Origin of the sequence: Cellvibrio chitinivorans, from assembly GCF_035117775.1 — a bacterium.
GTDB classification, from domain to species: Bacteria; Pseudomonadota; Gammaproteobacteria; order Pseudomonadales; family Cellvibrionaceae; genus Cellvibrio; species Cellvibrio chitinivorans.
On sequence record NZ_JAYKKN010000003.1, the window covers coordinates 35,381 to 52,709 of the forward strand.

Genomic DNA, 17,329 nt, shown 5'->3' on the forward strand with positions numbered 1-17,329 from the left:
GGCGATTATTAAATATCGCTCAACTCTAATTTTATCTGTTTAATTTTTTACCTGACGGCTCGATGATAACGACTCCATGAACACAATGAACAAACTGTTTATTATCGGCCTACCGCGCACTGGTACTACCAGTATCAGTGTTGCGCTCCTGGATTACGATTTTAAAGTTGCTCACACGGCCTACACCAAACGTGCGTTTGAACTGGCAGATGTAATATCCGATGCCCCCTGCTTTGCCGACTACAGAGAGCTGGATGCGCTCTTCCCCAATTCAAAATTTGTTTATCTTGATCGTGCATTGAGCGCATGGGTGCCATCCATGCAAATGCTGATGAATAAAATGCTGCCGGAGTTAACACCAAAATCCGGCTATCTCAATCCGGTACTGAAACGCTGTATCAATAAAATCTTTGCGCCTTTCGATTGTGAAAACCCACTTACTCAAGAGCATCTGGAAAATTGTTATCGCACTCATCAACAAGCCGTATTTAGCTATTTCGCCCAGCGCGATGATTTTTTAGCAATCGATATTAGTCAGTCAGGTAGTTTGAAACAATTGTTGGATTTTTTAGGTATCGATAGCAGCACTGCTGGCGACTTCCCGCACTTGAATGTGGGCAAACGGGTAGATAGTTGGAAGGAATGCAAACATCCCAATAAAATAAATTCAAATAGCGCTGGAGCAGAGCGCCGCAAGTTTTTTGATTACGCTTAATAATTGCAAAAAAGAGAGCAACCATGAAATACGCCATAAACACCATTCAATTTTTATTTGCACTGTGCATGCTCGCTTTTGCTGCGCTACAAATTAATGACCCCGACCCGGCCAGTTGGATTTTGTTTTATTTAATCTGCGCCGCTGTGCCTGCGCTTGCATTATTTAATCGCCCCATCAAGGCTGTATTTTGGATTGCGCTGGCTGTGTGCGGTATTACACTGGGGCTGTATGCAGAGGGTGCTTATAATTATTATTTGCATCGCAACACCGAACCGCTGATGCAAAGCATGAACCCTGATAAACCTTACATCGAAGAAGCGCGAGAATTTTTAGGTGCTTTTATCGCATTGGTTCTTGTTGTTATTAGTCGCCTGCTCACCCACTATCGAAAATAAAAAAATCAAGGAAACCTAAATGAAATTTATCAAAACGTGTTTGCTTGCGAGTATTGCACTGCTGGTTACTGCCTGCACCACTACACCAGAACCTGCAGCACAAGCAGATGATGATGTGGCTTATTCATTAGCAGCACTTTTTGGTGAAAATATTGAGGTAGATGAGAAAACTCTGGCTCAACATCCTTTAGGTTCAGCAGAAAACCCCGTTCGTGTTGATGGACCTATGGGGCAGCGTATTTATCTGTCACGCTTGGTGTGTGATAACAATGAACAAGTTTCTGCATTTCAGCGATCGGGAAGTGCAGGAATTGGCCCGTTCGGGAATATCATTGATTTATATGAAGTGATTTGCGATACCAACCAAGGCGCTGTTAGCCATAGCGTTTACCTCGATATGTATCATGGCGACTATAAAGAAACTCGCCCCGCTGCAGGTTTTATCGCACTCAAACCAGAGAAAACACAATAAATCGTGCTCGGGTGTTTTCCAGGGCAATCCACAATCGGCTCAAATTACTCAAAACCATAAACAGCAATGCTCTTATTTCGGTTTGGCAGGACTTATTAGCGTCAAAATAGTCTATCTTTACTTAGCCTATTTCTCGAGCAGGCATTTTTAAATACCCTATCCATCCCCGAAAAGGAAAATGTGATGAGCGATTATTTAGCTGATGTAAAAAAATATGACGCCTCCGCTGATGATGCTGTGGTTCAAAAAATTGTTAAGCACCTTGGTATTGCGCTACAGAGCCGCGATGCCTCTCTGGTTGCCGCTAGCGATAAAGAAGAACTGGATCGTGTAATAGAAAAGTGGTGCGGCAAAAAACTTGGTGTGAGCGGCGCTGCTGCAACCGCCGCGGTTGATGCGGTCTGCAATATCATGAAAGCCGAACGCAATAAATCGCGCGTTACCTTTTATTATTTGGTAGCCAAACAATTAAATAAGCTAAACGATCTCTAAGCGTAAATTCTCACTCACTGCACAAGTGCAGTGAGTGCATTTCCAGCTCCCCCCGGATTAAACTTCAACTCTAATAAAAAAGGTTATCCCGCTATGCAATTACAAAAGAAAATAGGCTTGGGATTTATTCTCTTTGGTGTTGCTCTAACACTCGCGATGTATTTTGCAATCGATGGCGGTGCATTTTTATTTACTGCACTCATTGGTTTGATGGCGATTTTTTTTGGCGCTTTTCAATTGATGATTACGGCTGATTTGGCTGCAAAACCAGCCATTAACCGTAAAGTTAAAAAAAGACACTAAACACTTTAATGGAGTAGAAATAATGAATATTCTGGCAATCTGCGGCAGCTTGCGCAAAAAATCTACCAACATGGGTTTATTGCGCTACGCACAAGCCAATGCACCTGAAGGCAGCAACATCACAATTGCTGATTTATCCGCGATCCCCTTTTATAACGCCGACCTCACAGAAAAACCGGCAGCAGTTACCACGCTGCTGGCACAAATTGGCGCGGCTGATGCCTTTATTTTTGCTTGCCCGGAATACAATTACTCCATCGCCCCCGCGTTGAAGAATGCGATTGATTGGGCCTCACGTGAGCCAGATAACCATTTACTCAATGGCAAAGCTGCAGCAATTATGGGCGCTGGCGGCGGCATGGGAACATCCCGATCGCAATATCATCTGCGTCAGGTTTGCGTGTATGTGAATGTACATCCACTCAATAAGCCTGAAGTTTTTGTTAATGCGTTTGCAGGCACATTTGATGGTGATGGCAACCTGACCGATGAAAAAATTCAGGGAAATATCAAAGCACAATTGAGTGCGTTAGTTGAGTGGGCAGCGCAATTGAAAAAATAATATCGAGTCGGTAGTTTTTTGCCTTTTTCATACATCCCATTCTGTTGTATGAAAAAGGCAAATTAACCCACTTACTTCACCTGCATATCGATTAGCATTTTTTCAAAATCTTTTTTCTTTTCTTCATCAACTACAATCGTATCGCCAAATAGGTCTCTGTGCATATTGATGGCATCCCACAACTGATTCACCAACTTGACTGCCCTATTGGAATTCCCGGCCTGTTCTCCAAACTTATCAGTTACCAGTACCTGTAAATCCTGCTGCTGGATATCATCAATATCAAACACGTTTAATGCCCAAGGGGTATTTGCGGCCTGAATTGCACTGAGTGCTACCAGCTTGGCCTCAAGGTGCTCATCGCCTTCCTGCTCCAGCTGCTGACTGGTATCGGCCTTACGAAACAAGCGCAAGAACCCATCGCTCACACTCGAGGAATCCATATCAGGCTCGGTGCGATAACGCATAGCCATGTAACGTATTCGGTTGAGATAACGTTTGATGGCGCGTGGCGTTTGTCGATTCAAGAGTATCCAGGGCTGCCATATTTTTAGTGCCTCTTTAAATTCCACCGAATCTTTTGGCCGGCGCTCTGGCATTTTCATGCTGTAGGCAATCACACCAATTGCCAACAAAATTCCCACCAGCACTGGCAACCAGAAATCGCCCCAGAAATTATCTTGCTGGCCGGTGCGAAACAGTGCTTCGCCAGAGGGTGAGTTTTCTTTCGTGATTGCATCGCTATTTTCACTCAGTTTTGGTGTGGACAACTTTCCCTTTAGCACCAAAACAGCATTGGATTTTGCATCGCCCAATTTTCCAATCACTATACCTTTTTTAATATCCTCCTCGGTTGCATTTAGCGAAAGCTGCCAGGATTCATCAAGGTTTCCTGAAGCGTTCGACATAGTATTCGAGCGTACGCTTACGGTGAATTGTGGATTGTCATCCCCCATAGAAAGCTTGTTAAGCTCGATATTATCCCAGGTTGCAATTGTCTGAACGGGGGATACTGACTTTGATTCAACTTTAAATACTGAATCGATTAAAAATCCAAAACAGCCACCCAAGACCACAACACCCAGCATCAACATAAAATAACGATAAGGATAGAGCGCGCTTTTCATGCCGCGCCATAGTTGTGCAATCGCAGATTCGCTTTTGCTGCCGGAGTCGGGTAAATCCCAGCCGAGCAGTTTACTGGTGCCGGTTTCCGATAACTGTGGCACCGGCACTTTGATGTTGATCATTTTTTCCAAATACTGTTCTGAAAAGTCCGATTTATCTTTAGACATTTCTTTAAAGTGTTCATCGATACAAATTTTTACCCAGGTTTCATCCATCCCCAAGACTATGTAGCAATCGCCAGAGACAGAAAGAAAATTAATCGCCTCCAGAATATCCACCACATTTTCTTTGCTGCAGCGATCCAGGTCATCGATAAAAATAACCATTCGCCCAAGCGATAAACTTTTTGCAACCTCATTAAATTCACGCGCAAATTGCTGGCGCGCGCTGGGGTCTACTCGCCCTTGTGCTTGCCGGTCATTCTGGGTAGTCATCAAACTCAGTGGACTGAGCCCAAATGCCCGCAATGCTTGAAACAATGCCAGCAGTGGCGCCACGTTGCCAAAGAGTGCAATCAATAAAGTCTCCCAACTAAAACCCGGCGCACCCAACACCTCGGTAATTTTATTAACGTTCACCGCTGAAGCTGAACTATGTGCCGCCAGATAGGTAGCGCTTGCGGCAAATACTCCAATCAGCACTACTGTCATTAACCAATGTTTAACGCCGCGCCGGAACAGTAAATTGATGCGGAACATTAAGCCAACCGGAATCATTTGCGAAAAACTAAATAAACCGGGAACTGCCTGATTGCGAATATTTGCGTAAAGCGACGCGAGTAGTTGCTCGCCTTTTTGATGGTGCCATGCGTTAAACCACACAGGTGTAAAACCAAATTTTTTTAAATCGTAATACAGCAAATTCATCAGCGAACTTTTACCGCTCCCCCATGCTCCAGTGATGGCGAGTGTTAAGGGTGGCTCAGTGTTCGGGTTACGCATAAACCGCGAAAGCCCACAGGCAATTGAGTTGTAACCAAGAGGATCAGGGTCGCCTGGGCGCAGTGGCCGATCCGATGCGAGTAAATCGGCAATCGACTCTTCCTGTGGCAAGGGCTCGGCTTTGCGAGTAAAAAAATAAATGCCATAAAAAATGATGAAACAGCACACCAGCCAATACCAGGGCGCTGGAAATTTTCGATATTGCACCGCATCAATATTATCCGCACCGGCCAGCAACTCCTCCTTTGATAAAGGCGCAGTGCCTGCCCAAGAGAAAACACCCCGGCTGATGGGGTACCAGGTTTCACCCGCATCATCGGAGCGAATCATCAAGCCATCATCACCGACTTGCAGCCAATGACTAGCATCAAGCTGTGCGAGTGCATTTTGCGTGAGATTGGGTTGTTGTTGCTGATCAATGTAATTCGTATTCGTTTGTTGTTTCGCTCGCTCCCCTGCTCTGCTGATCAATTCATCAGAGGCAATTTGATTATCCCAGTTTTCACCGCCATCAGAAGTGGATAGCACAGTTCCATCACGCGCGAGAATTACCCCTGATTTGGCATCCTCAAAAAAAACGCTATACAAATCGGCCGGCATATCGTCCTTGGGAGGCATCCTATTGGCATTGGATTCAGGAGCGGTTTGCACAGGCGACGGGTTTTCCACCGCCTTCTGCTCTGGATATTGTTGCACTGGGGCTTGTGCGGGCGATGTTTGCGGTAACGCTGACTCCGTTTGGTACTGTTCTGTGGAATATTCTGTCGTGGGGTATTGCGCGTTGGGATACTGCGCCTTGGGGTCTTTTTCCGCCGCAGCCACAGCGGCAGGAAAGAGTGAAAAACGCGTCGCCTCCAAGCCCGGGGGCGCCGACATGGCAGCGGCCGCTGCGGCTGGCTGCGCTGAAGGATATGCCTGCTGCACCCAGCTAATCCCGTCATCCTTACTGTGCAGAATCATGCCGCCATCGCCAACCACCCAAACCAAGCGCGAGCCAGGTAATACGAATACATCGTTCAAATGGCCAATCACAATCGGCAAACGCTTGAGCGAATTACTTTCCCAAGGGGAAAAAAAACGCTCAGTAAATGTTGGAGGCTGAAATAGATTGGCGCGAGGGGATTGGGTAAATGCAGCGTAAGTCGCGCCAAAAAATAACAGCAATACCGCAACTAAAACAATACCTTGAGGCAACCCCGTTTTTGCCAAACCGGAGCGCGTGGGATTTATTGCCCGCGAAGAACGTTTACTCACTTGCATAGTGGTAGTCCTTTCAACTTGTGCCAAGTTCACTCTAGCACCACCCCAACAATCCAAACAACGTGAATAATGCCCTCCAGCTTGGCATAGCCATTATTCGGTTCGTCTGCTAGCGGCAAAACCTTTACAATGGCGCCATCATTCCCCCAACACAGGTAGCCCCAGTGAATTACGATGCCCGCACTAACACCTCAGAAGCTGACCGCACTGCATTTATCCAATGGCTCACTGAGCAGACCGTCGCCGAATTAAAAGCAGCACGCGACAACGAACCTGCCATTCACGCTGCGGTAAAAAATTACGTTAAACACGCACTGGACGCTAACTTGCCCTTTGAAGATATTGAGGAAATTCTGGGTATCAACGAGCCTTGCATTATGGATTTGGCCGAATTATCCGAAGCTGATGAAGAATCCGTTGTGGATGCGTTTGAAGACCTGTGCAATGCCTAAGATCAAAACCATCGCTATGACAACCACTGACTGGCAAATCCAACCACTTGCGAACGACACTCATTACACGCTTACCAATGCAACACAGCTAGCGTTAAAAGATGGCTTGGAAGCCTGCGCCGCCAAAGCTATCAATCTACTAAACGACAATATTCAGGACGACTCACTCTATTTATTGTTTGAGTGGAATCCGCAAACCAATAGCCTGAAAGTTGTAGTGACGGATGCAAATAAACAGCAGGATGCGCCGATTAGTGTGGGCGCAGACTTCGAGCAAACTGACATCGCCACCGAGCAGGTTAAATTTCTGCTGAGCGATTATCTCGCCAGTTGCAGTGCCTTTTTCCGTTATTCGCTGGTCGCGATATTCCACTCCAGCAGCCGAACCGATAGCACCTTACTATAGGCAGAATCGACTATAGTTAAAGCTCTCGCCACCGCCGATACAGCAGGAGCACTTATGAATCACTATCACCAAAGCCTGATTTTAATTGGCATGCCCGGCGCGGGTAAAAGCACACTGGGCTTGCTGCTTGCTAAAAATTTGGCGAAAGATTTTGTCGATACGGATTTGCTCATCCAGCTGGAGCACCACAAAACCCTGCAAGAAATTCTTCATCAGCAAGGCTATCAGGCACTGCGCGATATTGAAGAACAGGTACTGCTCAACGCGCACTATCCCAATCACATTATCGCCACCGGCGGTAGTGCGGTTTACTCTGAGGCGGGCATGCGCCACCTGAAACAATTCGGGCCGATTGTGTTTCTGGATGCGGATATTGATGTGCTTGAAGGGCGTATCAACAATATGGACTCACGCGGTATCGCCCGCCCAGCAGGCCAGAGTTTTGCCGATGTTTACGCCGAGCGCCGCCCGCTCTACCAACGCTATGCCGATATAGTGATCGATTGCAATAACAAAACCCAAGAGCAGTTGATCGATGAAGTCATCTACGCCGAAGCCAGCATCTTTATTCAGGATGAAGCCTGACCCCTTCAGGGCCGATCAAAAATCGGCCAACCCTCCCTGACACATGCCCAAAGTGGATGAAATTCAACACCAATACGCGTAGAGTTGCACCCCCGCAAAAGCGATAGCAATCCCGCTGCAAGCAAGCGCCACAAGCGCTCCGATAGAAAGGTAGAAGAAATGACCGCAAACAACGCCTCAACCGGCAAAAAAGCCCCGCAACGCAGCAAGCGCCTGCGCAAGAAATTATTTCAGGACGAGTTCGCCACCTTCGGCTTTGAGTTGGAATGCGAATTTAAAAGCGACTTGAGTGATGAAACCATCAGCGAGTTTGTGGACAACTTTTTTATCGATGCAATTAACGCGGAAGGATTGGCCTTTGGCGGCGGCTTATCCAGCAAGCGCCTGTCCGGTTTTGTAGGTTCAAATAGACGCTACGGTTCAGCAACCGAAGAAGACAAAGCAAAATTACTCGCATGGCTCAACGCACAACCACAAGTTGCCAAAGCCGAACTGGGTGACATTATTGATGCGAATTACTACATCTAATTAATTTTCGCTCGAGATTATTTGCGCAATAAAAAAGCCCCGCACAATTTTTTTTGTGCGGGGCTTTTCGCTAGATGCAGGAGTGAACTTCCCAGACTCCTCTATATACATCTAAATGTTGTCAAAAAGTTTATAGGCAAGCACCTTATCAATGCGACGTCCGTCCATATCAATAATTTCCAATGACCAATCCTGCACTCTTACTTTATCGCCGGTGGCGGGCATGCGTCCCATTAGTAACATGATCAAGCCATTGAGTGTTTGGTAGTCGCCCTCTTCCGGCAGGTCTTCAATTTCCAGACAATCTTTCAAATCTACGATAGGCAACATGCCATCCAATAATAACGAACCATCATCGCGGCGAATGATATAAGCGTCTTCACCATCACCGAGAACAAACTCGCCCGTCAGTGCTTCCAAAAAGTCTTGCAGAGTAACCAACCCTTTTAGATCGCCATACTCATCAACCACAAATACCATCTGGCTATTTGATGATCGGAAAAAATCCAACAACTCCATTCCCGTTAAGGATTCAGGTACTACATGACAGGGCTGCGCCATTGCTTCCAAATCGACGGCATCGCCACGAATAGCTTCAGCCAAGAGTTCTTTTGCATTGATGACGCCAATTAAATTATCGCTCTGCTTATTGCATACGGGAAACCGCGAGTGAGGGGATTGCATTACACGCTGGTAGTTTTCTTCAAGTGATAAAGCGGTATCCAAATAAACAATATCAGCACGCGGCACCATCAACGAAACAATACTGCGCTCTTCAAGACGCAATACATTTTTTACCATGGTGTGTTCTTGTTGCTCCAAAATTCCAGAGCTTGAACCTTCATCCAGAATTGCGTGGATATCTTCTTCAGTCACCTGATGATTTTGTGTTTGGTGAAATCCAAGAATACGCATCACAGCGCGCGTGGAGCCCGATAAAAAATGTTCAAAAGGTTTGGCGACAATCGCCAAGACTTGCATTGGACGCGCCACAACACAGGCGATGCGTTCAGCATTTAGTTGGCCAATGCGCTTGGGGACGAGTTCGCCAATCACAATCGAAAAATAAGTGACTACGATTACGACTAATACAGTTGCGATGTTATCGCTAAAGTTAACTGGAACACCGAAAGACTGCAGCCATAAAGCAAAGGGTTCAGCAAGAATGGACTCACCGTAAATTCCGTTTAACAAACCGATAGAAGTAATACCAATTTGTACAGTAGATAAAAATTGTGTGGGATCTTCTGCGAGCTTTAATGCGACCTGCGCCGAGCTATTGCCTTTGGCGGCTAGCGCCATCAAGCGGGATTTTTTAGCGGTAACAATGGCAATTTCTGACATTGCAAAAAGGCCATTGAGGACGATCAAGCCAAGTAATACAAAGATTTCCATGAGTTTTTTCTACCAATGCGCAATGCGCGGGGGGTCGAGTATAACATCGGCGTCCACGAAGATTGCCAGCCCTGATTCCGCAATAGAGAGACGCTAACGATTTCATTGCCTTAATCAATGAGAAATATTATCATTAGCCTCATCTTATTATTCCCATTAGAAATTAGCCTTTTCAGTAAGTTGTCGATGCACTCCAAACACACATCTTTGATTTCGTTGCTGCTCGTCATCGGCATTCACGCTGGGGTATTGGGCGCAGTGTTGCTTGCGCCAGAGGCCCCCAAGCCTGTTGATATGGTTATGCCCACAATTCAGGGCGCAATCGTCATGGCGGAACCAGAAGAAGCACCACCTCCTCCACCTGAACCGCCACCACCGCCTCCTCCACCAGAAAAAAAGCCGGAGCCTAAACCCAAACCTAAGCCGCCACCAAAGGCACCGCCATCAGAGCGAGCAGTTAAGGCACCAGAACCTGAACCGCCACCACCGCCGCCGGTAGTTCAGCCAAGCGAAGCCAAACCTGCTGAGCCTGCACCAGCGCCAGTACAACCGCCGCGCGCAGACGCCGGTCAGCTAAATAACCCTGCGCCAATATACCCGAGCATGTCACGCCGGCTGCGCGAAGAAGGCATAGTGGTACTAGAGATTCTGATCAAAGCCGACGGCACCGTAGGTGAGATCAAAATTAAAAACTCAAGCGGTTTCAAACGCTTGGATGAGACAGCGGTAAAAGCCGTCAAACGCTGGCGTTATCAGCCTGCAACACAAGGCGGGAAGTCAATCGACTTTTGGTATGAACAGCCGCTTGAATTTAGTTTGCACTAATTTGTTTTAGTATTTTTTTAACCCGAATTTTTTATTGATCGTTTTAGAGGTTTATATGGATTCTCCTTACGGTATTGCCTCCATCTGGCAACAAGGCGATGCGCTGATCAAAGGCGTTGCAATTATGCTCCTGCTCATGTCCATCGCCAGCTGGTGGGTTATTCTGGTACGCGCCTGGGGCCTGTGGCGCTTGCGTCGCCCATCGCAGGGCTTGAACGATTTCTGGCATGCGCAGAGTTTCGCGGAAGGTTTACGCACACTGGGCGATGACCGCACTACCCCTTTCCGCCATTTGGCAGAAGAAGGCCAGGCAGCACTTGACCACCATAGCAATCACAAAGATGACCTTCACGGTCATTTGCCACTGGCTGAATGGCTGACTGCTTGTTTACGCGGCTCCATCGATGAAAGCGCTGAGCGTTTGCAGCGTGGCTTGGCGATTCTTGCTTCTGTAGGCTCAACTGCGCCATTCATTGGATTGTTTGGCACCGTGTGGGGGATTTACCACGCGCTGGTAGGAATTGGCGTAAGCGGTCAAGCGAGTATCGATAAAGTCGCAGGACCGGTGGGTGAGGCATTGATCATGACGGCATTTGGTCTGGCTGTAGCAATTCCAGCAGTACTGGGTTACAACGCTTTGGCGCGTGCGAATAAAGGCGTATTGAATAAACTTAATCGCTTTGCGCATCAACTGCACGCTTACTTTATTACCGGTAGCCCGATTCAAAATAAAAACGCTGTTACCAAACTTACTCCACGTAAAGAGGGCTAAACCATGGCCTTTGGCGGTGGACTCGACGACGACTCAGAAGTAATGAGCGAAATCAACATGACGCCCCTTGTGGATGTGATGTTGGTACTCCTGATTATTTTTATTATTACTGTGCCGGTATTAACTCACTCCGTAAAAGTGGATTTACCGCGCGCCGATAACACACCCAACGAGTTAAAACCTGAAACCATCAACCTTTCAATTGATGCAGTGGGTGCGATTTTTTGGAACGAGCATCAGGTGACGCCGGAAGAATTGGAAGTGCGCTTGGCGACCGAAGCCAGCAAGCAGCCACAACCCGAGGTACACATTCGCGGGGATAAAGCCGTGAGCTACGAACATGTGATTACCACTATGGCCGCGGTGCAGCGATCGGGTATATTAAAATTAGGATTTGTGACTGAACCCGGCAACTAGCCGGGTTTTTTATTTGCGAGCAACACATCTGTGATTCCCATAGCAACCAGCCGCCGCGCCATTATCCAATTGGCCATTCCTATCATTCTGGCAAATGCGACCGCCCCTCTACTCGGCTTGGTTGATACCGCCGTAATTGGCCAAACCGGTACTGCTGCCGACTTGGGCGCGATAGCACTTGGCTCACTGATATTTTCATTCGTGTATTGGAGTTTTGGCTTTTTGCGCATGGGCACCACCGGCTTTACCGCACAAGCCGTTGGTGCAGGGGATGCCGCCGAAGTACGCGCTGCTTTTTTGCGCGCGTTACTGCTCGGCATAGTCATCGGATTAGTGTTAATCATCGCCCAATACCCATTGGGGCATATGGCGATGTGGTTATTGGATGCAAGCCCTGCGGTCGAGCAAGGCACTCACGACTATTGGCAATTACGTATTTGGGCAGCACCTGCCACACTCGGTAGTTACGCGATCATGGGCACACTGATTGGCCTCGGTGAAACACGCAGACTGCTCTGGCTGCAATTACTGCTCAACGGCACCAATATCGTTTTGGATATTCTGTTTGTTGTCGGATTTGATTGGGGCGTGCGCGGCATTGCACTGGGCACTTTACTCGCTGAGTGGATCTGCTTTGCAGTAGGCGGGCTTGTGTTGTTCCGGCGCCTGCGCCCTGCAGATTCCGAATCCTTTTTCAGCTGGCGCAAAATTTTTCTGCGCAATGCCATCATCAACACTCTGAAAACCAACAGCGACATCATGTGGCGCACTTTATTTATGCTGACCGGCTTTGCATGGTTCGCAAATCAGGGCGCGCAGTTTGGCGACAACACTCTCGCGGCCAATCACATACTGCTGCAATTTATTTCCTTCTCCGCCTTTTTTCTGGATGGTTTTGCCTTCGCGCTGGAGTCGCTCATCGGCAAAACCATTGGCGCTAGAAATCGTCAGCTATTTGATCGCGCGATTATCCACTCAACGCAAATCGCCGCTGCCTGTGCGTTTGGTTTGATGATGATAATTGGCTTGTGCGGACATCAATTTATCCAGTGGCTGACGCCGATTTCAACGGTACAAGAGGTCGCCTTCACCTACTTACCCTATGCAGCCATTTATATTTTGGTGTCGTTTGCGGCGTTTCAGTTGGATGGTATTTTTATTGGTGCAACAGCTAGCCGTGCGATGCGCAATGCGTCATTTATTTCGCTGTTGGTATTTTTATTGGCAGCTGAAGTATTGATGTCGACAACCGACAATTTGGCGGGTAATCAAGGATTGTGGATCGCATTTATCATCTATGTGATCACGCGCGCGCTTTCGCTTGGGTATCACCTACCGCAGTTGCGGCGCGCACTCGAACCGTTGAATGGAACAGATATGAGAAAAGTGAACGCGGATTAGCTCTGTTCCAAATACTTTTTGGTCAGCGCCATAAAATGCGGTGTAGGGCCGACATCTTCGTAAATGGCATCGCCCATTTCGTCGGTAGCGACAATTTTGGTTCCTTGTACATAAGGAAAACTCGCCTCCAGTTGCCCCAGTGCGGCAGTTAATAATTCACTGATCAACTGCTCTTTAGTGCGCTTGGGGTACATCTCCGCGAGCGCGTCCAGCTTTGCGGCATCCTCTTTTAACAACTTCACTGTGTAGGTTTCTTTCGTCAGCACACCCTGTGCGGTGGATTCCCATTGGGTCACTAAATCTCTTAACAACATAGCTACTACCTCGTCTTCGTCACTGAACAATGTATGGTTAAACCATCAGGTTAAATCCATCTTTCGCGTTGCTGTTGTGAGTATAGAACAAGGAATTAAACCCACTCACAGTGCGCAAACGCACCATGAGGGGCTGTTGAGCAGAGATCAGGCGCGGCGCTTACGCAAGTCGAGAATCAGCGCAATAACAATATAAGCCACGACCAGCGGAAGCAGTCCGTAGAAGACTGCTGTTTTTAATTGCGCCACATAACCCAGTGATAAAGCGGTCGCAACCAATATCCAAACATAGGCAGTGTAGAGCGCAAGGAACATCAAACCTTCGATACGATTTAATGAAGCGCCGATAAAAAACAGTGGCACACAGAGCACTGCCACACCCAGCATCACCGGAATATCAAAGGTCGCCAATTGCTCACCTGCGAGCAGCGGCATAGGCGATACCACACCGGAAATCCCCAGCACGCAGAGGATGTTAAAAATATTGCTGCCAACAACGTTGCCAACGGCGATGTCGCGCTCACCTTTCAGTGTTGCAACCACCGAGGTCACCAGCTCAGGCAGAGAAGTTCCTATGGCAACAATAGTCAAACCGATAATCGCCTCGTTCACTCCCCAAGCAGTCGCCAATTCAATTGCGCTTTGCACCAACCAGCGCGCGCCCATCACCAACAGAATCAACCCCACAATCACCAAGAGTACGTTTTGCCACATAGGCACTTTGCTGCTCAGCATCTCCTCTACTTCGCCATCAGCAACATCGTTGCCGGATTTCTTTCCTTGATAAAACAAAAACCAGGTATAGGTCAGCAAGCCAAGCGCCAAAATCGCGGCCTCGCCCCGATTGATACTGCCATCAAATGCCATATAGGCCGCCAGTGCCGACAACCCCACCATGATTGGTACATCCTGACGAATCAATTGCTGTGAAATAATTAATGGTGAAACTGCCGCTGATAGGCCCAGGATAAACAGCACATTCACGATGTTACTGCCCACGACATTAGCGATAGCCAATTCCGCCTCGCCCGAGTAAGCCGCTTTTACACTGACCGCCAACTCTGGCGCACTGGTACCAAACGCCACCACTGTCAAACCGATCACTAACGCAGGTACACCAAAATTGGATGCAAGACGCGCTGCGCCTTTTACCAACACATCGGCGCCAATTACCAACAGCACTAAACCAACAATCAACAACAGCCAGGTCATGGGTTACTCCAAGGGTCAAAAAATTTTGCCCAGCTTATAGAGATCACCCGCAAAATCAAACCGAAGTTGATGAATCTTAACCGCGCAAAAGAAAAGCCGGAGCCAACTTGTGCTGGCTCCGGCTTTAATTGCGATGATCGCCTAAGGATTAATTACCCCAGAGATCCTTCAGCAAGGTGGTTTTGCGCGCATCAAAACCTGTCCATGTACCCCAAGCAGATTCGTTGCTTACAGGATCATATGGAGTGGAATACCAACCATGAGTGTCGCCCGACTCAGGGTTGATCGACCAGTAACAGGCTTGAATGTTTTTCTCTTTCGCGTACTTAACAAAGGCTTGCTGCCATTGCTGATCAACATTGGTGGTGATGTGATTCCACTTGCTGCGATCAGAAATGCTGCCTTTTTGTGGCCAATCCATGTTACCGCCGAATTCGCCCACAACCATCGCGAAGCCTTGCGCACGCAGGTAACCAAAGTGCTCATCCCAACCGGCTCTGAGTTTGGTTTCGTTGATTACGATACGGCAATCTTCGTCCGCCGCAGCATCACCCTCAAGACCAGTACACTCGGTTTGCGCAGGGTCCATAAAGTGCTTCTGTACGAATACTGATGGGCCATAGGTATGTGGCGAGTAAACCAAACGCTCTTTTGGAATGTTGAGCGGTGCGATACCGGCTTCAAACAGGTTTTCGCCCCAGTTCGGATTGTATTCCTCAGAACCGTGTGGAACTTGTGTGATAGTTGATGGAGAACCATCCTGGTTATCAGCAGTAGCCGAAATACCTTCCACGAAAATCAACATATCCGAGTTAACAGAGTTGATCGCAGTGTAAGCACTTTCAGACAGACGCTTCCAATCAGCCCAGGTGTAATCCCACGGCTCGTTGAAAATATCGATACCGATGATGTTATCAACACCCAATTTCGCTGGCAGACCGGCGATGTCTTTCAGGTTATCCAACCAGATAGATTCGTTGTACGCATGAGTAGTTACGCCCGGAGTGCCGGTTGGCGCACAGGAATAATCTTCACGAGTAAACTCATAGTTTTCACGGGTAGCATCAACATACGGAGGACGCGCATCCAAACGACCAGCTCTCCAACCTACGTAGTTAGAGCAGGAGTGGATGTCGATCAACACTTGAATGTTGTTTTGCGCAGCAAGTTTGATGAAATCTTCCATCGCCTGACGCGCATTGGTTTGACGCACAGACGGATGATTTTTCAATACACCGCCAGTACGAATATCGCCGATGCCTTGCGGGTCAGTTGGATCCAATGTTTGCGGTGCAATCGGCAAGCGAATCATGTTGATACCTTGCGCTTTGATTTCAGTCATCGTCTGCTGGATGGTACGGCCAGTGTTAGCCCACCACATGTTCCCAACATACAACTCCAGTGCTGCACCGTTAGCATTGTTCTCCGCATCTTTTGGCTCATGCTGACCTTCAAGACCAAACCAGTTGCCACAGCGAACCGGGAACACAGTGCCATTTTTGGTGATGTTGCCGGTTGAATCGACACGGAATACACCCGCTGTAGACGGCACACTGGAAGAACTGCCTATCGAGCTTGAGCTAGGCACAGAGCTTGAACTAGGTACTGAGCTTGAGCTTGGGACTGATGAAGAACTCGGTACGGATGAAGAACTTGGACGGCTTGAGCTGGAAGGAATAACCGACGAAGACGTACCACAAGCAGAAGTCACACCAAATGGAGACGGCTGACTGGCGCAGGTATTTCTGGAGATACAGCTCTTATTGTTCTCATAACCCCAACCGCTGGTAGTGGTAACACAAAGCGGATGCACACTGCCGTACCAATTACATTGCTCAAGACAGGCGCTGATGCTGCTTGATGAAGAACTTGGAACAGACGATGAACTGGGTGTTGATGATGGAACAGAAGAGCTAGGTACTGATGATGAAGATGGCGCAGATGATGGTGCCGATGAAGTAGTAGTCCCCGAACAAACCACACCATTAATGGTTGGCTGCTCAAGCGCCCCGCCATTTTTGTTCAGCTGGAAACCAAAGCTCGTTGATTGCCCGGGCTGGAGAGTGCCATTCCAGTTCAGGTTGGATGCGGTGTAAGGGTTGCTTCCCGATACATTCGCATTCCATGAACCGCTCAAGCGATTGGTCGTGTATTGCCAATTTACCGACCAACCGTTAATCGCAGCAGAAGTAGAGTTGGTGATACTGATTGTGCCGGTCGCGCCGGTATTCCATTCGTTATCGATCTTGTAAGAACAGGCGGCCGATGCTGCGCCGCTATAACCGACAGCCATAGTGCAGAGGCTGAATACAGCCAGCAGACTCAGGCCTTTTTTGGGCGGAGTTATCATGCGTTGTCTCCTTGATAAAGTGAAAGTTAATAACCTGCATTATTGTCTTAGCCCTCTAGAACGGGCGTTCGCTGTTGCCACTCCTGTCGTCCGCCTAAAATTGAGGCAAACAAAGCCCGAAGGCATGTCAAAGACACACCGCCGCACTGTGATCCCATCACATTCGTTTAAAAACGCAAACGTCTACAGCTTTTTGCTTTGTAATTTTTTTGAGTTGTAACCCTGAACAGGATTACGGCTTTAACACGGGTGATACACGGAGAGATTTGTCGCCTAAAAACGCATTAGTGCTATTATTCTTATCAGTTCTGCCATCTCGACAGCGCTGTCATTCTCATTTTTATTGATTCACTTTTCTGAGAACTGATTAACAACTGTTCATCTTTTTCAAAAAGTTGAAT

Annotated in this window: 19 protein-coding genes; 14 read left to right on the plus strand and 5 right to left on the minus strand. The window is 47.8% G+C overall.

Annotated elements, in window-relative coordinates:
• Window positions 1-85: 85 nt before the first annotated feature.
• The 6 genes from SPL68_RS10005 (at window position 86) to SPL68_RS10030 (ending at window position 2,942) form a co-directional block, all read left to right on the plus strand.
• Window positions 86-715: a sulfotransferase gene (locus SPL68_RS10005; protein WP_323814994.1), complete on the plus strand. Its 630-nt coding sequence runs from the start codon at window positions 86-88 to the stop codon at window positions 713-715.
• Between the two features lie 23 nt (window positions 716-738).
• Window positions 739-1,113: a transmembrane 220 family protein gene (locus SPL68_RS10010; RefSeq protein WP_323814995.1), complete on the plus strand. Its 375-nt coding sequence runs from the start codon at window positions 739-741 to the stop codon at window positions 1,111-1,113.
• Between the two features lie 19 nt (window positions 1,114-1,132).
• Window positions 1,133-1,585: a hypothetical protein gene (locus SPL68_RS10015; RefSeq protein ID WP_323814996.1), complete on the plus strand. Its 453-nt coding sequence runs from the start codon at window positions 1,133-1,135 to the stop codon at window positions 1,583-1,585.
• A 183-nt stretch (window positions 1,586-1,768) separates the two neighbouring features.
• On the plus strand, window positions 1,769-2,077 hold the full coding sequence (locus SPL68_RS10020; RefSeq protein ID WP_323814997.1) for a DUF2853 family protein: 309 nt from the start codon (window positions 1,769-1,771) through the stop codon (window positions 2,075-2,077).
• Window positions 2,078-2,170: 93 nt separating this feature from the next.
• Entirely contained in the window at window positions 2,171-2,380 is a 210-nt protein-coding gene (locus tag SPL68_RS10025) for a hypothetical protein (protein WP_323814998.1), read from the plus strand.
• Window positions 2,381-2,402: 22 nt separating this feature from the next.
• Window positions 2,403-2,942: an NADPH-dependent FMN reductase gene (locus tag SPL68_RS10030; protein ID WP_323814999.1), complete on the plus strand. Its 540-nt coding sequence runs from the start codon at window positions 2,403-2,405 to the stop codon at window positions 2,940-2,942.
• Between the two features lie 71 nt (window positions 2,943-3,013).
• Here SPL68_RS10030 and SPL68_RS10035 read toward each other — a convergent pair whose 3' ends face one another.
• Window positions 3,014-6,271: a P-loop NTPase fold protein gene (locus SPL68_RS10035; protein ID WP_323815000.1), complete on the minus strand. Its 3,258-nt coding sequence runs from the start codon at window positions 6,269-6,271 to the stop codon at window positions 3,014-3,016.
• Window positions 6,272-6,435: 164 nt separating this feature from the next.
• Between SPL68_RS10035 and SPL68_RS10040 the strand changes: the two genes are divergently transcribed.
• From SPL68_RS10040 to SPL68_RS10055, 4 genes are all read left to right on the plus strand, one after another.
• Window positions 6,436-6,723, plus strand: a complete 288-nt coding sequence (locus tag SPL68_RS10040; protein WP_323815001.1) for a hypothetical protein — start codon at window positions 6,436-6,438, stop codon at window positions 6,721-6,723.
• The gene (locus SPL68_RS10045) at window positions 6,716-7,129 is read left to right on the plus strand and encodes a hypothetical protein (protein WP_323815003.1); all 414 of its coding nucleotides are present in this window, start codon (window positions 6,716-6,718) and stop codon (window positions 7,127-7,129) included. The genes SPL68_RS10040 and SPL68_RS10045 overlap by 8 nt, the downstream gene beginning before the upstream one ends.
• 54 nt (window positions 7,130-7,183) lie before the next feature.
• Window positions 7,184-7,714 (plus strand): shikimate kinase, encoded by a 531-nt coding sequence (locus tag SPL68_RS10050; protein WP_323815004.1) that lies wholly within the window; start codon window positions 7,184-7,186, stop codon window positions 7,712-7,714.
• 159 nt (window positions 7,715-7,873) lie between these two features.
• Window positions 7,874-8,242 (plus strand): YggL 50S ribosome-binding family protein, encoded by a 369-nt coding sequence (locus SPL68_RS10055; RefSeq protein WP_323815005.1) that lies wholly within the window; start codon window positions 7,874-7,876, stop codon window positions 8,240-8,242.
• 111 nt (window positions 8,243-8,353) lie between these two features.
• Here the strand turns inward: SPL68_RS10055 and SPL68_RS10060 are convergent, their stop codons facing one another.
• A complete protein-coding gene (locus SPL68_RS10060; RefSeq protein ID WP_323815006.1) occupies window positions 8,354-9,637 on the minus strand; it encodes a hemolysin family protein in 1,284 nt (427 codons plus the stop codon).
• Between the two features lie 186 nt (window positions 9,638-9,823).
• Between SPL68_RS10060 and SPL68_RS10065 the strand changes: the two genes are divergently transcribed.
• The 4 genes from SPL68_RS10065 to SPL68_RS10080 are packed head-to-tail and all read left to right on the plus strand — an operon-like array spanning window position 9,824 to window position 13,052.
• On the plus strand, window positions 9,824-10,462 hold the full coding sequence (locus tag SPL68_RS10065) for an energy transducer TonB (protein WP_323815007.1): 639 nt from the start codon (window positions 9,824-9,826) through the stop codon (window positions 10,460-10,462).
• 55 nt (window positions 10,463-10,517) lie between these two features.
• Complete coding sequence (locus SPL68_RS10070; protein ID WP_323815008.1) at window positions 10,518-11,234, plus strand: MotA/TolQ/ExbB proton channel family protein; 717 nt, start codon at window positions 10,518-10,520, stop codon at window positions 11,232-11,234.
• A gap of 3 nt (window positions 11,235-11,237) precedes the next feature.
• Window positions 11,238-11,651: an ExbD/TolR family protein gene (locus SPL68_RS10075; protein ID WP_323815009.1), complete on the plus strand. Its 414-nt coding sequence runs from the start codon at window positions 11,238-11,240 to the stop codon at window positions 11,649-11,651.
• A 30-nt stretch (window positions 11,652-11,681) separates the two neighbouring features.
• On the plus strand, window positions 11,682-13,052 hold the full coding sequence (locus SPL68_RS10080; protein ID WP_323815010.1) for an MATE family efflux transporter: 1,371 nt from the start codon (window positions 11,682-11,684) through the stop codon (window positions 13,050-13,052).
• Here the strand turns inward: SPL68_RS10080 and SPL68_RS10085 are convergent.
• The 3 genes from SPL68_RS10085 to SPL68_RS10095 all read right to left on the minus strand — a co-directional run bounded on the left by SPL68_RS10085 (window position 13,049) and on the right by SPL68_RS10095 (window position 16,928).
• Entirely contained in the window at window positions 13,049-13,366 is a 318-nt protein-coding gene (locus tag SPL68_RS10085; protein ID WP_323815011.1) for a type 1 pili tip component, read from the minus strand. The two genes, SPL68_RS10080 and SPL68_RS10085, sit on opposite strands and share 4 nt — an antisense overlap.
• Window positions 13,367-13,513: 147 nt before the next feature.
• The gene (locus tag SPL68_RS10090) at window positions 13,514-14,578 is read right to left on the minus strand and encodes a calcium/sodium antiporter (protein ID WP_323815012.1); all 1,065 of its coding nucleotides are present in this window, start codon (window positions 14,576-14,578) and stop codon (window positions 13,514-13,516) included.
• A 148-nt stretch (window positions 14,579-14,726) separates the two neighbouring features.
• On the minus strand, window positions 14,727-16,928 hold the full coding sequence (locus tag SPL68_RS10095; RefSeq protein WP_323815013.1) for a cellulase family glycosylhydrolase: 2,202 nt from the start codon (window positions 16,926-16,928) through the stop codon (window positions 14,727-14,729).
• Window positions 16,929-17,329 lie beyond the last annotated feature (401 nt).

Bases quoted from the DNA above. Each gene is read 5' to 3' on its own strand.
- SPL68_RS10055 (WP_323815005.1), top strand. From the start codon at position 7,874: ATGACCGCAAACAACGCCTCAACCGGCAAAAAAGCCCCGCAACGCAGC.
- SPL68_RS10015 (WP_323814996.1), top strand. From the start codon at position 1,133: ATGAAATTTATCAAAACGTGTTTGCTTGCGAGTATTGCACTGCTGGTT.
- SPL68_RS10090 (WP_323815012.1), bottom strand. From the start codon at position 14,578: ATGACCTGGCTGTTGTTGATTGTTGGTTTAGTGCTGTTGGTAATTGGC.
- SPL68_RS10045 (WP_323815003.1), top strand. From the start codon at position 6,716: ATGCCTAAGATCAAAACCATCGCTATGACAACCACTGACTGGCAAATC.
- SPL68_RS10020 (WP_323814997.1), top strand. From the start codon at position 1,769: ATGAGCGATTATTTAGCTGATGTAAAAAAATATGACGCCTCCGCTGAT.
- SPL68_RS10005 (WP_323814994.1), top strand. From the start codon at position 86: ATGAACAAACTGTTTATTATCGGCCTACCGCGCACTGGTACTACCAGT.
- SPL68_RS10035 (WP_323815000.1), bottom strand. From the start codon at position 6,271: ATGCAAGTGAGTAAACGTTCTTCGCGGGCAATAAATCCCACGCGCTCC.
- SPL68_RS10075 (WP_323815009.1), top strand. From the start codon at position 11,238: ATGGCCTTTGGCGGTGGACTCGACGACGACTCAGAAGTAATGAGCGAA.
- SPL68_RS10025 (WP_323814998.1), top strand. From the start codon at position 2,171: ATGCAATTACAAAAGAAAATAGGCTTGGGATTTATTCTCTTTGGTGTT.
- SPL68_RS10010 (WP_323814995.1), top strand. From the start codon at position 739: ATGAAATACGCCATAAACACCATTCAATTTTTATTTGCACTGTGCATG.
- SPL68_RS10085 (WP_323815011.1), bottom strand. From the start codon at position 13,366: ATGTTGTTAAGAGATTTAGTGACCCAATGGGAATCCACCGCACAGGGT.
- SPL68_RS10070 (WP_323815008.1), top strand. From the start codon at position 10,518: ATGGATTCTCCTTACGGTATTGCCTCCATCTGGCAACAAGGCGATGCG.
- SPL68_RS10095 (WP_323815013.1), bottom strand. From the start codon at position 16,928: ATGATAACTCCGCCCAAAAAAGGCCTGAGTCTGCTGGCTGTATTCAGC.
- SPL68_RS10065 (WP_323815007.1), top strand. From the start codon at position 9,824: ATGCACTCCAAACACACATCTTTGATTTCGTTGCTGCTCGTCATCGGC.
- SPL68_RS10050 (WP_323815004.1), top strand. From the start codon at position 7,184: ATGAATCACTATCACCAAAGCCTGATTTTAATTGGCATGCCCGGCGCG.
- SPL68_RS10030 (WP_323814999.1), top strand. From the start codon at position 2,403: ATGAATATTCTGGCAATCTGCGGCAGCTTGCGCAAAAAATCTACCAAC.
- SPL68_RS10060 (WP_323815006.1), bottom strand. From the start codon at position 9,637: ATGGAAATCTTTGTATTACTTGGCTTGATCGTCCTCAATGGCCTTTTT.